This is a genomic window from Janthinobacterium sp. NFX145 (assembly GCF_049810325.1).
GTDB classification, from domain to species: Bacteria; Pseudomonadota; Gammaproteobacteria; order Burkholderiales; family Burkholderiaceae_D; genus Janthinobacterium; species Janthinobacterium rivuli.
On sequence record NZ_CP187360.1, the window covers coordinates 2,771,120 to 2,785,120 of the forward strand.

The 14,001-nt window shown below is 62.1% G+C and carries 13 protein-coding genes; 5 read left to right on the forward strand and 8 right to left on the reverse strand.

The features are described 5' to 3' along the window. Nucleotides 1-271: 271 nt before the first annotated feature. Nucleotides 272-2,725, forward strand: a complete 2,454-nt coding sequence (locus ACPJXG_RS12375) for a penicillin-binding protein 1A (protein WP_425254429.1) — start codon at nt 272-274, stop codon at nt 2,723-2,725. Nucleotides 2,726-2,764: 39 nt separating this feature from the next. After that, nucleotides 2,765-4,306: a cryptochrome/photolyase family protein gene (locus tag ACPJXG_RS12380; protein ID WP_425254430.1), complete on the forward strand. Its 1,542-nt coding sequence runs from the start codon at nt 2,765-2,767 to the stop codon at nt 4,304-4,306. A gap of 93 nt (nt 4,307-4,399) precedes the next feature. Here the strand turns inward: ACPJXG_RS12380 and ACPJXG_RS12385 are convergent, their stop codons facing one another. Next, complete coding sequence (locus ACPJXG_RS12385) at nt 4,400-4,570, reverse strand: hypothetical protein (RefSeq protein ID WP_158300136.1); 171 nt, start codon at nt 4,568-4,570, stop codon at nt 4,400-4,402. 533 nt (nt 4,571-5,103) lie between these two features. Here ACPJXG_RS12385 and ACPJXG_RS12390 point away from each other — a divergent pair. Beyond that, nucleotides 5,104-5,349 carry a hypothetical protein gene (locus ACPJXG_RS12390; protein ID WP_099402167.1) on the forward strand — a complete coding sequence of 82 codons (246 nt, stop codon included), beginning with the start codon at nt 5,104-5,106 and terminating at the stop codon, nt 5,347-5,349. A 31-nt stretch (nt 5,350-5,380) separates the two neighbouring features. Here the strand turns inward: ACPJXG_RS12390 and ACPJXG_RS12395 are convergent, their stop codons facing one another. From ACPJXG_RS12395 to ACPJXG_RS12410, 4 genes are all read right to left on the reverse strand, one after another. After that, nucleotides 5,381-6,115 carry a hypothetical protein gene (locus tag ACPJXG_RS12395; protein ID WP_425254431.1) on the reverse strand — a complete coding sequence of 245 codons (735 nt, stop codon included), beginning with the start codon at nt 6,113-6,115 and terminating at the stop codon, nt 5,381-5,383. After that, entirely contained in the window at nt 6,112-6,684 is a 573-nt protein-coding gene (locus ACPJXG_RS12400; RefSeq protein ID WP_425254432.1) for a hypothetical protein, read from the reverse strand. Before ACPJXG_RS12400 ends, ACPJXG_RS12395 begins: the two co-directional genes overlap by 4 nt. A 79-nt stretch (nt 6,685-6,763) precedes the next feature. Beyond that, entirely contained in the window at nt 6,764-7,051 is a 288-nt protein-coding gene (locus tag ACPJXG_RS12405; RefSeq protein WP_425254433.1) for a putative quinol monooxygenase, read from the reverse strand. A gap of 93 nt (nt 7,052-7,144) precedes the next feature. Next, on the reverse strand, nt 7,145-7,717 hold the full coding sequence (locus ACPJXG_RS12410; protein WP_425254434.1) for an FMN-dependent NADH-azoreductase: 573 nt from the start codon (nt 7,715-7,717) through the stop codon (nt 7,145-7,147). A gap of 162 nt (nt 7,718-7,879) precedes the next feature. Between ACPJXG_RS12410 and ACPJXG_RS12415 the strand changes: the two genes are divergently transcribed. After that, a complete protein-coding gene (locus ACPJXG_RS12415; RefSeq protein WP_176389929.1) occupies nt 7,880-8,275 on the forward strand; it encodes a winged helix-turn-helix transcriptional regulator in 396 nt (131 codons plus the stop codon). A 6-nt stretch (nt 8,276-8,281) separates the two neighbouring features. On the opposite strand, the gene ACPJXG_RS12420 is transcribed toward ACPJXG_RS12415, so the two are convergent. After that, entirely contained in the window at nt 8,282-9,331 is a 1,050-nt protein-coding gene (locus ACPJXG_RS12420) for a helix-turn-helix transcriptional regulator (protein WP_402718451.1), read from the reverse strand. Nucleotides 9,332-9,548: 217 nt separating this feature from the next. On the opposite strand from ACPJXG_RS12420, the gene ACPJXG_RS12425 reads away from it, so the two are divergent. Further along, the gene (locus tag ACPJXG_RS12425) at nt 9,549-11,558 is read left to right on the forward strand and encodes a glycoside hydrolase family 3 protein (protein WP_425254435.1); all 2,010 of its coding nucleotides are present in this window, start codon (nt 9,549-9,551) and stop codon (nt 11,556-11,558) included. Nucleotides 11,559-11,571: 13 nt separating this feature from the next. Here the strand turns inward: ACPJXG_RS12425 and ACPJXG_RS12430 are convergent, their stop codons facing one another. Both ACPJXG_RS12430 and ACPJXG_RS12435 read right to left on the reverse strand, forming a co-directional pair. Beyond that, a complete protein-coding gene (locus ACPJXG_RS12430) occupies nt 11,572-12,690 on the reverse strand; it encodes a Gfo/Idh/MocA family protein (RefSeq protein WP_402718449.1) in 1,119 nt (372 codons plus the stop codon). A gap of 32 nt (nt 12,691-12,722) precedes the next feature. Next, nucleotides 12,723-13,910, reverse strand: coding sequence for a phytanoyl-CoA dioxygenase family protein (locus tag ACPJXG_RS12435; RefSeq protein WP_425254436.1), 1,188 nt, complete (start codon nt 13,908-13,910; stop codon nt 12,723-12,725). Between the last annotated feature and the right edge of the window lie 91 nt (nt 13,911-14,001).

Below are 14,001 nucleotides of genomic sequence, written 5' to 3' on the forward strand. Positions count from 1 at the left end.
TTGTAATTATTTCGAGTTTGTGATATGAAATGTATTTAAATTTAAGGTTGGAGCTTTTAAGGCTATAAAATTACTTTCTTTTTTGAAGAGATAATTCTATAGGTGCTTGATTGGTAAGGAGGTTTTATTGGTTTTGCTGTTTATATTTTGTAAAAATTGCCGATGATCTTATTTGGGAATATGGCACCAATGCGAAGTTTTTTCACTCGACACAAGCCCGCCCTATATACTTGCTGAAACGGATTTTCCGGCATCAGACAAGGTTACAAGCATGGCATCAGGCATGGAGCAGTTTCAGGAAAAAGCAAGGCAGGCATACACATGGGCGCGCGCGCAGGCATGGCGCGTGGCCGGTGCGGCGTGGGTGAGGGCGGTGGCGCTGTACCGGCGCGGCCACGCGCACCTGATGACCTTGCCGCCCGTGCGGCGCGCGCTGGTGCTGGGATTATGGTCTTTCCTGGCCGTGCTGGCGCTGCTGACCTTGTACATGCTGCTGCTGATTCCCCTGACACCGAGCATCCACGACTTGCGCCAGGCGCGCGCGGCCGCGCCGAGCACCATGGTCAGCGCCGGCGGCGAGGAGCTGGCCCGCTTCGACCAGGGCTTGCAGGAACGGGTCACCTTGAAGCAGATTTCGCCGAACGTGATCAGCGCCTTGATCTCGACGGAAGACCACCGCTTCTATGACCACCACGGCATCGATTTTACGCGCACGGCGGGCGCCGTCTTGCACACCGCAAGCGGCAACCCCCAGGGCGGTTCCACCATCACGCAGCAACTGGCGCGCAATATGTTCCCCGAGGAAATCGGCCGTTCGCGCAACCTGAACCGCAAGCTGAAGGAGCTGATCACGGCCCTGAAAATCGAGGCCACCTACAGCAAGACGGAAATTCTGGAAGCCTACCTGAATACGGTACCCTTCCTGTACAACACTTACGGCATCGAAATGGCGGCCCGCACCTACTTCGACAAGCCCGCCTCGCGCCTCGACATCCTGGAAAGCGCCACCCTGGTCGGCATGCTCAAGGGCACGAATTACTACAATCCCGTCGGCAACCCTGAACGTTCCCTGCAGCGCCGCAACGTGGTGCTGGGGCAAATGCGCAAGCACGACGTCATCGACGAGGCACGCTATAAACAGTTGATCAAGCGTCCGCTGCGCCTGCATTTCGAGCGCCAGAGCGAGCGGGCACAATCGGACAGCCATTTCACGGCCTATGTGCGCAAGTGGCTGATCGACTGGGCCGACGAAAACGACTACAACCTGGAGCGCGACGGCTTGATTGTGCACACCACGCTCGACCACGATTTGCAGCAGGCGGCCGAGCGCGCCGTCGAGCGCCAGGCGAATGCCTTGCAGGCGATTGCCGACGTGGAATGGAGCCGCGCCGGCGTGCCGTCGTCCACCTCGACGGGCATGTACGCGGGCATGCAGGGCGGCAGCGTGCCCTTCGATTATTTCTGGAAATCGCATCCTGGCTTGCTCGACAGCTTCGTGCGCGAGTCGGCTGACTACCGCAAGCTGACGGCGGCCGGCGGCACGCCCGAGGCGGCGCTGGCGCAACTGAAGGGCGACCGCGCCTTCATGGCGGCCCTGCGCAAGTCGAAGACGCGCCTGGAAGCGGGCTTTACGGCCATGGACCCGGCCACGGGCGCCGTGCGCGCCTGGGTGGGCAGTCGCGACTTTGCGCGCGAACAGTTCGACCATGTGTCGCAGGCGGCGCGCCAGCCCGGCTCGACCTTCAAGCCCATCGTGTATGGCGCGGCGCTGGAAAAGGGTTTGAGCCCCGAGCACGTCTACCGCGATGAAGTGATGGATATCAATGCGGCCGACGGCACCAAATGGCGCCCGACGGACATGAGCGGCACGACGGGGCGCGACATGACCATGCGCGACGGCCTCGTGTATTCGAAAAACACCATCACGGCGCAAGTGATGCAGGACGTCGGCTTGCCGCCGATCATCAAGCTGGCGCGCGCGCTGGGCATTCGCGACAGCAAGCTGGAAAAAGTGCCGTCGCTGGCGCTGGGCACCAGTCCGGTCACCTTGCTGGAAATGGTCAACGCCTACGCCAGCATCGCGGCCCAGGGCGAAGCGCGCCTGCCGTTTGTCGTCACGCACATTACCGACCGCGAAGGCAAGGTCATCGCCCGCTTCGGCGAAGACAAGCCCAAGCGTGCCATGCAGGAAGCATCGGCCGCCACCCTGACGGACATGATGCGCGGCGTGATCGACCGCGGCACGGGCACGGCCATCCGCAGCCGCTTCGGCATCCGTTCCGACGTGGCCGGCAAGAGCGGCACCACGCAAAACAATGCGGACGGCTGGTTTATCCTGATGCATCCGGAACTGGTGGGCGGCGCCTGGGTCGGCTTCAATGACGCGCGCGTCACCATGCGCAGCAATTACTGGGGCCAGGGCGGCCACAACGCCGTGCTGGTGGTGGGCGACTTCTTCAAGACGGCGCTCGACACGGGAAAACTGTCGCGCGACGCCATCTTCCCTGGCGGCAAGCCACCGCCGCCGCTGCGCCATGTGGAGCCGGTCGACGAGCCCGAGGATGAACCGGTGGAAGAGCCGGGAGATTTGCTGCAAGAAGGCGCACCGCCAGCGCCGCTGGCCATGCCGCCCGAAGGCGAGGGCGGGCAGGAGTCGCATGGCAAGGCGGTGCAGGAGGCGGCGCCTGCGCCTGCTCCTGCGGCGCAGCCGGTGCCGCAAGGATAAGCGCCGCCATGGCGATTTCAACCATTGCAAAGAATAATCATGACCTCACCGAAGCCCACGCTGCGCCTGATACTCGGTGACCAGCTCAATGCACGGCATCGCTGGTTCACCGAGGTCGATGGCGCCACCATCTATGTCTTGATGGAGGTGCGGCAAGAAACCGATTATGTGCTGCACCATGCGCAGAAAATCCTGGCGATCTTCGCTGCCATGCGCGAGCTGGCGCGCCAGTTGCGCCAGCTCGGCCACACCGTGCATTACATCGCCATCGACGACGTGGCAAGCACGCTGTCGATACCGGAGAATATCGAAGCGCTGATACGCCACTATGACGCCGCCGCCTTCGAATACCAGGCGCCCGACGAGTGGCGCCTCGACCAGCAGCTGTACCAGGCCGGGCGCCGTTCGCGCATACCATGGCTGATGGTCGACAGCGACCATTTCTACACGGCCCGCCACGAAGCTGCCGATATTTTCGCCGGACGCAAGCAGTGGCTGATGGAGTTTTTCTACCGCCAGATGCGCAGCACGCATCAGGTGCTGATGGAAGACGCGAAAAAGCCCGTCGGCGGCCAGTGGAACTTCGATCACGATAACCGCAAGCCCTGGCGCGGCACGCCCGCCGAGCCGCAGGATCCGCGCACCGTGCATGACCATTCTTTGCTATGGCAAAGCATCGTCGCCGCAGGCGTGAAGAACTTCGGTGCGCCGCATGCCGACCGGCTGGCGTGGGCGCTGAACCGGGATGAAGCGCTGCAGCAGCTCGATGCCTTCATCGAGCGGGCCTTGCCGCATTTTGGCGACTTCCAGGATGCGATGAGCGTCAAGGCCTGGCGCTTGTTTCATTCCCTGCTGTCGTTCGCGCTGAACGTGAAAATGCTCAACCCGCGCGAAGTCGTCGCCAGGGCGCAAGCGGCTTATCAGGCGGGCCATGCGTCGCTGGCCGCGGTCGAGGGTTTTATACGCCAGATACTGGGATGGCGCGAATATGTGCGCGGCGTGTATTGGGCCCATATGCCTGGGTATGCCGAGAAGAATTTCTTTGGCCATGCGCGCCCGCTGCCGGCATGGTTTTGGGATGGCAAGACGAAGATGCATTGCCTGTCGCAGGCGATCACCCAGTCGCTGGAACAGGCGCATGCGCATCACATCCAGCGCCTGATGGTGATCGGCAATTTCGCACTGCTGGCCGGTCTCGATCCTGCCCGGGTGCATGGCTGGTACCTGGGCATTTATATCGATGCCTTCGAGTGGGTGGAACTGCCCAACACCGTTGGCATGAGCCAGTTCGCCGATGGCGGGCTGCTGGCCACCAAGCCGTATGTCTCCAGCGCCGCGTATATCGACCGCATGGGCGATTATTGCAAGGGCTGCCATTACGATAAAAAGGCGCGCATCGGCGAGCGCGCCTGTCCCTTCAATGCCCTGTACTGGGATTTTTTCCATCGCAACGCGGACACATTGGAACGCAATCCCCGCATTGGCATGGCGTATCGCCAGCTGGAGAAGATGGACGAGGCGGCAATCGCCGATTTCAAGGAACAGGCGCGCAAGATGCTGGCAAACCTCGATGTCTTGTAATACCCTGCTTATGGCAAGGCATTGCGCCTCAAGCCCGCTTCCCGCGCGGTGGCAGTCCAACTGGAAAAGTGCCGCGTGGGGCCGGCAGTCTGCTTACCATTTGGGCTCACGTGACCAGCGTAGCACTGTTGCAAGCCTGATCTTCACCGTATAGTCCTCTCCCGTTTCATGCTCCAGCCACAGGATGCCGTCTTCGATGCTGACCCAGGCATCGACTATACGCGTGTCGAACGGCATCGCCGTGTCTTTGATATCAATCTTCATCCGTCCAGACTCAACATTGAGCGACCTTAATACCCGCGTCGTTCGCTGCGTAAACTCGATGACGTATGAAGTGTTTCTTTTTTTCACCATCCGGAATGCTCACCCAAAATGCTTTGAATATCTTTTAAATATTACTATATAAAAATTTTCTCTAGCGCACGAAGGAATCGCTCGTCTGTTAAAAATTTCACTGGGAAATTTATATTATTCTAAATAAAATAAATTCCAGATGGAAATTAATGTTTCTTGTGGTTGGTAAATTATTTCCCAATGGAATATTGATTTTATATTTTTACAATTCCATGCCTGCTGCATTATCTGAGTTGATATAAGTCAATGTTTTTTGTGTATTGATTTTAGAATATATTCTTACTGCTAGGATATGGGGTCAGCAGTGGTTCAGTGAGTGATGTCTGCTTGAAGAAATAAAAAATACTTGGTACTGGAAAAGGATCAATCAAGGCGGTCTGTCGAATTGCGGCAGGCTGAAGCGGGAGCATACGGTGCTTGTCCCATACTTGACATGAATTTACATGGTAAATAAAAATTACATCGGTGACCTCGCGCAGGTGGCGCTTGATCATCCCAGGCGGATCGATGCATTGATGGCACAAAAAATAGATGTGGCGATTATTTTCCAGGAAATGCTTGGCACCGCCGTGGCAGCCAAATATTTGCACACAAATGGCGTGCCGCTATCTGTCGCATTGCGCGTATTGGTATGCGAGCGCAGAAAAGACCCGTCGCCGCCAAAAATGATCGGAATTGAAAAAGGGTAGTTCCATTGCGCCCGTCCAGGCTGCCTGCGTGTCAGACCGTATTGCGCCGCAAGCCCGCTTCCCGCACGAACACTTGCAGCGCCGCCATGGTCTGCTGGTGCAGCGTTTTCAGTTCCGCTCGCAGCGCGGGTGTGATGGCCAGGTTGCCGTTCGCTTCCTTGCGCACTGGCAGGCCCAGTACCTGCGCCATTTCCACCGGGTAATTCGTGAAGTCGCCATACGGCCGCTTGCCGTCCACGGACGGGGTGGGCCAATAGCCTTCGGCCAGGTAGTCTTCCGCCGCCATGCCCAGCATTTCCAGCGACATCCACGACTGTTGCCGCAGCAGTGTCAGATGCCGGGCGGTCAAAGTAAACGGCGCCTTGCTGTTGGCATAGCTGCCTGGCTTCAGGTCGGCCATCTGCACGAAGTGGGGCAGCAGCAGCGCCGCTTCCATCAGGCGCTGCGCGGCCAGCGCCGCATCCTTGCTGGCGATGGCCTGCATGGCCAGTTGCAGGGTGTCGCCCTTGCCCAGCGGGTAGGCCGGATTGAGCATGGGCGCGCCGCTTTCCACGGGCGACCAGCCGATGTTGAAGCGCCGTATCAGCGCCAGATGCTGCACATTGAGTATTTTCGGCAGCGGAGCGTCGAGGGTGGCCAGGATGCGCTGATGCACCGCGCTGGGCAGGTCCTTGTCTGCCGCGCGCACGAGCACGGGCGAACACAGCAGGACACCGGCGAGGCGCAGCAGCTGGCGCCGCAGGGGCTGGATCAGGCGCGGCATCATGGTGCCGTCAAGTCCTGGCGCTGGAACTCGATGCGGTTTTCCTGGTAGTCCCACTTGGTGTAGGGCCCGAACACGCGCCGGTTTTCCTTGCTGTCGGCATTCGACAGTTCGCGCTTCATGCGGCGTACCAAAGCGGGATCCGTGAGCGGCGCCGTCGTGGCGGCGAATACGTCGTGCCGCACGCTCTGTTTGGCGTCGGCGCCGCGCGAGATGATGGTGAGCTTGCGTGAGGCGGGATCGAAGTACACGCGCATGGCGAAGGTATTCATGTCCTGCAGATACAGGCCGTCGTCGCGCTGCTGGGCATAGAAATAATCGCCGCAGACTGCCTTCGGCTCGCGTTTCCACTCGCAGGACAGGGCGATCAGCAGGTGCCGCTCGTCGAGTTGCTTGACCGAAATGCGTCCTTTGGAGTAACCCCAGGTGCTGGCCGGCACGGTTGCCGACGAGGCAAGATTGTATTCGCCCACCAGCTTGGTCAGGGGAAGGGCAGTTTGCGCCGAGGCGCAAGCGCAAAGTGTCAGGGCGGCTGCCGCTACGGCGCCTTGTATCTTGGAAAATGGAGTCATGATGGCCATAAAGAAAAGTTGCCATATTATAGATGGCAACTTGCCAAGATGGCCGCGCGCTTGCGCGGCGCGCTGGCTGTTACTTCAGCTTGCTCAATTCCGCGATATCGATGTTGACGACCTTATCGCCCACGGCAGCGACCAGCGTCTTGAAGTGCGGTGTCGCTTCATGCGCCGTGTGAGCGGCCTTGTCGGTCCATTCCTCCAGCATGATGAAGCGCGTGGGTATCTTGTTGTCGAGGTGCAGTTCGTAGCGCAGGCAGCCGCTTTCCGCGCGGCTCGGTGCCACGACGGCTTCCAGGGCGGCGCGCACGGGGTCGATATGTTGGGCTTGGGCATCGATGGTGGCGACGATGATCAGGGTCATGGAAGTCCTTGTGGTTGGGGTGCCAGCAGCTTAGCGCATCTGGCGCTTCCTTGCCGGCTGCACCGCGACGGCTTGCGGCGCAGCCGGCACTCCTTACGCGGCTTGCAGCGCGCCGATCTGCTCGAAGGCCCCCGCCAAGGCTTGCTCTCTGGCTGCGTCGCTGACCTTGACGCCTTCGGCGCGCACGATCTCGATCTGCGTGATGCCGAGGAAACCGAGGAAGGCGCGCAGATGGCTTTCCTGGTGTTCCAGTGCCGCCATCGGCGTGTCGGCGCCGTAATAGCCGCCGCGCGTCGAGGCGATGATCACGCGCTTGCTGCCCAACAAGCCTTCGGGGCCGTTGGCGCCGTACTGGAAGGTTTTGCCGGGCACGGCGAGCGCATCGAGCCACGATTTGAGCTGGCTGGGGATGGCGAAGTTGTACATGGGCGCGCCGATGACGATGACGTCGGCGGCCAGCACTTGCTCCAGCGCGCCGGCCAGCGCTGCGCCATCGGCGGCGCTGGGGGCTGCCGTAAATTGCGGCAACGGTTGCGCGGCCAGGTCGTGGTACTGGACGGTGGCGCCGGGCGCGGCCGCTTGCAGGCGGGCGACGATGGCGGCGGACAATTGGCGGCTGAGGGAATGCTCGCCGAGGATGCTCGAATCGATGTGCAGGATGTTCATGTGTGCCTTCTTGGGTGGTATGATCGGGTGGTATGTTTTTGTAACCGAGTTAAATATAGTGACTATCAAATGAACGCACAAGAAGGCACTTTTTCCACACTGGGGCACACGGATGTGACTATGGGCGACGCCGCCGCGCAAGGCGCGGAGCTGGAACGGCGCATGCGCGACGAGGGCGGCCACGCGGGCGTGGCCGCTTCCTGCCGCCCGATCACGGATATCCTCACGCGCGTGGGCGATAAATGGAGCGTGATGGTGGTGATATTGCTCGGCAATGGCACCAAGCGCTTCAACGAAATGCGCCGCCTGATCGGCGGCATCTCGCAGCGCATGCTGACATTGACCCTGCGCGGGCTGGAGCGCGACGGACTCGTCACGCGCACCGTATTTCCCACCGTGCCGCCGCGCGTCGACTACGCCCTGACGGACCTGGGGCGCTCGCTATTGATCCCCATCAGCGCGCTGGGCGCCTGGGCCCATGGCCACCGCGACGCCATCGATACGGCGCGGCTGGTGTTTGATGCCAAAAGCGCCGCTCAAGCGCCATCAGGCGACTAGCTCGGTTCAAACGGCGGTATTGGCACTTTGCATGTCGTGCCGGTAGCGCGCTGGCGGCAGTTCGAACTGGGTCTTGAAAAAGCGGGTGAACGCGCTTTGCGACGAAAATCCCAGGCGTTCGCCGATTTCCACCACGCTCAGACTCGTTTCGCGCAGCAGACGGCGCGATTCGCGGCTTTTGGCGCGCAGTTCCAGGGCGCGGAACGAGGTCTGCTCCTGCTGCAACTGACGTTGCAAGGTCCAGCGGTTCATCGCCAGGCCGTCGCACAGGGCCGGCAGCAGCGAGGCGCTGTCGGCGTCGCCTGCGCCTTGCCGGCCCAGCAGATCGATGATGGCTTGCTCCACGCGGGCCGAAAACAGCTGCGCGCCCTGCAACTGCTGCAATTGCCCCTGCGCGTGCCGCAGCGCGTGCGGCGCCAGCATGGCGTTGAACTGGGCGAAGGGCCGGTCCAGCGCCGGTGCGTCAAACGTCAGGGTATTGCGCGCCTGGCCAAAGGTGGCGGCGGCGCCGAAGCACTCGGAAATGGCCGGCGCGAACCACGGCGCCTTGCCCTGGAAGCCGGCATGGAAGGCGGTGGGCGCGCCATCGTCGTAGGCGCGCGCGACCAGTGACAGCATGCGGAAATTGGCCAGCGCCTGCATGGCGCCCCCTAGCGAACAGAATTCGGACAGGTATTCGATCTCGATGCGCGTGCCATTTTCACTCATCAGCATGAAATCGAATTCGCCGATCAGGCCCCGCAAGTGCAGCAGCTCGTGCAGCGCGCTGCGCAGGGTGGGGCGGTTGAAGCAGACGTGGGCGATGCCCGAGTAATGCGCGAACCAGTGCGTCACGTCGAGGTCGAGCAGGCCGCGGTGCTGCGGCAGTTGCTGGGCGTAGGCCGTCATGCGGCGGTGCCGCTCGGCGTTGATGCGGCCGCCCGGCTCGTCCAGCTGCGCCGGCGTGATGCCCGTGCGCTGAAAAAATTCGGCGGGGTCGTGGCCATCGGCCTGCATGGCGCGCGCGCATTGCTGCGCGATCCGGTTCGAAACCGTGCGCGTATCGGGTTTGTGCAAGGTTGTCTCCTGCTTATTCTGCTTGTTGTAGTAATTTTTCATAAATATTAGCACTTTGTAGGAAATTGTTGGTTGTTGTGCCATCTAACCAAAAATTGTTCTCGCGGGTATAAAGCACGTGTTGCGCGGTCAAGAAACTCACGCATTCTCACGCTATATTGTTTTTGGCCGGCCTTGCTGCCGCGCCTTGATACCTACAAAAACAGTCTTGGAGATAATGATGAATTGCACTTTGAAACCGATGGCCCGCCTGGTCGCCGGCTGCGTCGCCACGCTTGCCTTGGCCGCTTGCGGCAACGACACCGTCAGCGAGGAATACAAGCAGCCCGTATTCGGCGCCACCACCTTCAATCTGGTCCAGGCCGACGGCTATGCCTTCAAGGATATGAACCGCAACGGCAAGATCGACCCGTACGAAGACTGGCGCCTGTCGGCCGAGGCACGCGCGGACGACCTGCTGTCGCGCATGAGCCTTGATGAAAAAGCCGGCCTGATGATGCATGGCACGGCGCCCACCGTGGCCGACCCCACCGGCATCGGCCAGGGCGGCGCCTACGACTTGACGGCGCTGCAAGACCTGATCGTCAAGCAGTATGTCAACACCTTCATCACGCGCATGGCGGGCGACTCGGCCAATATGGCGGCGCAGTACAACAAGGTGCAAGCCCTGAGCGAGACGTCGCGCCATGGCATTCCCGTGTCCATCAGCACGGACCCGCGCCACCATTTCCAGTACACGGTGGGCGCCAGCGCCGGCACCAAGGGATTCTCGCAATGGCCGGAAACCCTGGGCCTGGCCGCCATCGGCGACGATGCGCTGGTACGCCGCTTCGGCGACATCGCGCGCCAGGAATACCTGGCCGTCGGTATCACGCAGGCCCTGTCGCCGCAGGCGGATCTGGCCACCGAGCCGCGCTGGTCGCGCATCAACGGCACCTTTGGCGAAGACGCGGACCTGGCCAAGCGCATGGTGCAGCACTATATCGAAGGCTTCCAGGATGGGAACACGGGCCTGCATGACGGCAGCGTGGTGGCTGTCGTCAAGCACTGGGTCGGCTACGGCGCCACGAAAGAGGGCTACGATGGCCACAATTATTATGGCCGCTACATGACTTACCCGGGCAACAACTTCGCCTACCACGTCAAACCGTTCGAAGGCGCCTTCATGGCCAAGGCGGCATCCGTCATGCCGACCTACGCTCTGCCGGACGGCAATATCACGATCGACGGCATCACCCTGGAACAGGTGGCGGCCGGCTTCAGCAAGACCATGCTGACGGACCTGCTGCGCGGCAAATACGGCTTCGAAGGCGTGATCCTGTCCGACTGGGGCATCACGTCCGACTGCGACGCCAACTGCCGCAACGGCACGGCGCCCGGCGTCGCGCCTTCCTTCATGGGCTTCGGCACGCCGTGGGGCATGGAAGACGCCACCAAGGCCGAGCGTTATGTGAAAGCCGTGACGGCGGGGATGGACCAGTTTGGCGGCGTGACGGAAGCGCCATACCTGACGCAAGCCGTGCAGCGCGGCCAGCTGACGGAAGCGCGCATCAATGCGTCGGCGCGGCGCATCCTGATCCAGAAATTCAAGCAGGGCCTGTTCGAGCATCCGTTTGTCGATGCGGCCAAGGCGGCCACCACGGTGGGCAAGGCGGACTTCATCGAGGCAGGCCTTGAAGCCCAGCGCCGCTCGCTCGTCCTGCTGGAAAACAAGGACAAGGTCTTGCCGCTGGCGGCCACCGTCAAGAAAGTCTACCTGTACGGAATCGATGCGGCCGTGGCGCAGCAGTATGGCTACACCGTGGTCGCCACGCCGCAGGAAGCGGACGTGGCCCTGCTGCGCGTGGCCGCGCCGTATGAAATCCTGCACCCGAACTACATCTTCGGCAGCATGCAGCATGAAGGACGCCTGAACTATGTCGACGGCGACGCCGACTACGAGGCGATCAAGAACGCGGCGAAGTATGCGCCGAAGACGGTGGTCACCGTGTACCTGGACCGCCCGGCCATCCTCGGCAACGTGCAGGACAAGGCCAGCGCCATCCTCGCCAACTTCGGCGTGAGCGACGGCGCGCTGTTCGATGTCCTGACGGGCAAGGCCAAGCCGCAAGGCAAGCTGCCGTTCGAACTGCCATCGTCGATGGCCGAAGTGCAGGTGCAGAAGTCGGACGTGCCGTATGACACGGCCCATCCGCTGTACAAGTTCGGTGACGGCCTGGCCTACTAAACCACCCCTGTCGTCAACGCAGGGAAATCCAGCTGCGCTCTTTGACGGAGCGCAGCGCCGCGGCTATCAGCCGGTCCACCTCGTAGCCATCGCGGAAGGTGGGCCAGACCGGCTGGCCGCCGGCGATGGCCTGCAGAAAATCGCGCGCTTCGATGACGATCTGCTCGTTGTAACCGGTGCCGTGCCCGGCGCCCTGGCTGAACGCCAGGTAGTCGGGGTGGGCGGGTCCCATCAGCAGGCGCTGGAAACCCTGGCGCTGCGCCGGGCGGCCGGCGTCGTACAGCCATAGTGCATTCTGCTCTTCCTGGTCGAAGGCGAGTGCGCCTTTCGTTCCCGTGATGCGGTAGGTGTAACCCATCTTGCGTCCGGCCGCCACGCGGCTGAAGGTCAGGGCGCCCAGCGCGCCGCTGGCAAAACGCAGCATCACATTCCCCTGGTCGTCATTCTCCACCGCTTCCATGCCAGCCGGACCTTGGCGCTGCGCGTGCACGGTATTCATGTCGGCCACCAGCGAGTCGACGGGGCCGCCCAGGCGCAGGGCCAGGTTGAGCAGGTGCGAGCCGACGTCGGCCAGCGCGCCGGCGCGCGTTGCCGTCGCTTCCCGCGTGCGCCACGAGGCGGGAGCGTGCGGGTCGTGCAGGTAGTCTTCCACGTGTTCGGCGGCGACGTGGATGATTTCGCCGATTTCGCCCGATTCGATGATGTGGCGCGCCAACTGGCTGGCGGGCGTGCGGATGTAGTTATAGCCCACCATGTTGGCCACGCCCGCAGCGTCGGCCGCCTGCGCCAGCAGCAGGGATTCGGCGGCCGTCATGCCCAGCGGCTTTTCGCAAAACACGGGTTTGCCCAGGGCCAGCGCGGCCAGCACGATGTCCTTGTGCGTGGCCGGCGGCGTGGCGACGATGATGGCGTCGATGGCGGGATCATTGATCAGCGCGCGCCAGTCGCCCGTGGAGCGGTTCCAGCCCAGTTCCTGCGCGCTGCGGGCGGCGCCTTCCGCGCTGCTGGTGCAGATGCATTCGCATAAGGGGTTCAAGGTCGTGGGAAAAATGCTGCGCACGGCTTTGTAGGCGATGGTGTGGGCCTTGCCCATGTAGCCGGCGCCGATCAGGCCGATGTTGATGTCTTGCATACGGAGTCTCCGAAAATGTCGCGGTAGGGAAGTCAGGCTTGCTGGCGCCAGGCATGGCTGTCGAGCGCGTCGAGGAAGCGCGCTATGGGCCAGTCTTGCGCCAGCGCTTCGTGCATGAGCTGCTGCTGCGTGGGCGGCGCCATGCCGGTTATGGGCTGGTCGCGGTCAAGGTTGCTGGGGAAGGCATAGCCTTCGGCGCAGGCGGCAATCGCATGGCTGGCACCAAGGTCATTCAAGTCGCCCTGCGCGCGCAAGGTCTGCAGCGCCGGATACAGCGCTGCGCTCATGGCGCGGCGGTCCAGCGTTTCCATGGCGCGCCCGAATGGCGACGACACTTGCAGCAAATTCGCCATGCGGCGGATGTCGGGCGAGCGGTTATGGCCCGCCGCATGAAACAGGGCCGGGTTGAAGAAGACGGCGTCGCCTTGTGACAGCGGCAGCTGCACGCAATGCTGCGCAAAATAATCGCGGAACGGTTGCTGCTGCCAGGCGAGAAAGCCGGGCCGGTAGCGCTGCGAATAGGGCAGGTACAGGGTGGGGCCCGATACCAGCGGCATGTCGCAATGGGCGACGGCGCCCTGCAAGGTCAGGAGGGCCGACATCTGGTGCACGGGCGCGGGATAGGCGGCGCAGCTGGCGGCGCTCTGGAAGCCCAGGTGATAGTCGCGGTGCGGCGCCTGGGCCGCCCCGCCCGGGTTTACGACGTTCACTTGCGCCGTCATCTGGTAGGCGGGACCGAGCCAGGCCTCGGCGATCCACGCGAAGACGGGATTGCTGTAATAGCGCGCGAACGCCTCGGGCGCGCGCAGACACAGTTTTTGCTGGGCATTCCAGATGCGGTCATTCGCGCCCGGTTTGGCGAAATGGTCGCCGCCCGCCTGGCCGCTCGCGTGCTGTTCGGCGATCAGTGCGTGAAACACGCCGCTCACCTGTTCCAGGGTAACCATGTCGTCGACGGCGCGCTGGAGCACGATGACGCCGGGGCCATCCATCAGCGCCTTGCCCCATTCTGCCTGCAGCGCGCGCAGCGACGCCGTACTGGCGGCCAGCGCGCGCACCTGGTCACAGTCGTAGACGAGGATGTTTGCATCGACCGAGGCGGCGTGGGGATAGTCAGCCAGCGCCGTGCCTTGGCTGACGGTGCGGATGAAGTCATCGAGCTGGCAGTCTTGCTGCGACAGCCAGAAGGGCACGGGCGGCGCGGCGTCTTTGGTGATCATGCGGTGTCTCCGTTGTTTAAGTTGTAGAATCAGTATAGGGATGAAAATCCGCATTTTTCATCAGGAAATCCATCAAAAAACCATCAATAAA

Bases quoted from the DNA above. Each gene is read 5' to 3' on its own strand.
- ACPJXG_RS12375 (WP_425254429.1), top strand. From the start codon at position 272: ATGGCATCAGGCATGGAGCAGTTTCAGGAAAAAGCAAGGCAGGCATAC.
- ACPJXG_RS12380 (WP_425254430.1), top strand. From the start codon at position 2,765: ATGACCTCACCGAAGCCCACGCTGCGCCTGATACTCGGTGACCAGCTC.
- ACPJXG_RS12385 (WP_158300136.1), bottom strand. From the start codon at position 4,570: ATGAAGATTGATATCAAAGACACGGCGATGCCGTTCGACACGCGTATA.
- ACPJXG_RS12390 (WP_099402167.1), top strand. From the start codon at position 5,104: ATGGTAAATAAAAATTACATCGGTGACCTCGCGCAGGTGGCGCTTGAT.
- ACPJXG_RS12395 (WP_425254431.1), bottom strand. From the start codon at position 6,115: ATGATGCCGCGCCTGATCCAGCCCCTGCGGCGCCAGCTGCTGCGCCTC.
- ACPJXG_RS12400 (WP_425254432.1), bottom strand. From the start codon at position 6,684: ATGACTCCATTTTCCAAGATACAAGGCGCCGTAGCGGCAGCCGCCCTG.
- ACPJXG_RS12405 (WP_425254433.1), bottom strand. From the start codon at position 7,051: ATGACCCTGATCATCGTCGCCACCATCGATGCCCAAGCCCAACATATC.
- ACPJXG_RS12410 (WP_425254434.1), bottom strand. From the start codon at position 7,717: ATGAACATCCTGCACATCGATTCGAGCATCCTCGGCGAGCATTCCCTC.
- ACPJXG_RS12415 (WP_176389929.1), top strand. From the start codon at position 7,880: ATGCGCGACGAGGGCGGCCACGCGGGCGTGGCCGCTTCCTGCCGCCCG.
- ACPJXG_RS12425 (WP_425254435.1), top strand. From the start codon at position 9,549: ATGATGAATTGCACTTTGAAACCGATGGCCCGCCTGGTCGCCGGCTGC.
- ACPJXG_RS12430 (WP_402718449.1), bottom strand. From the start codon at position 12,690: ATGCAAGACATCAACATCGGCCTGATCGGCGCCGGCTACATGGGCAAG.
- ACPJXG_RS12435 (WP_425254436.1), bottom strand. From the start codon at position 13,910: ATGATCACCAAAGACGCCGCGCCGCCCGTGCCCTTCTGGCTGTCGCAG.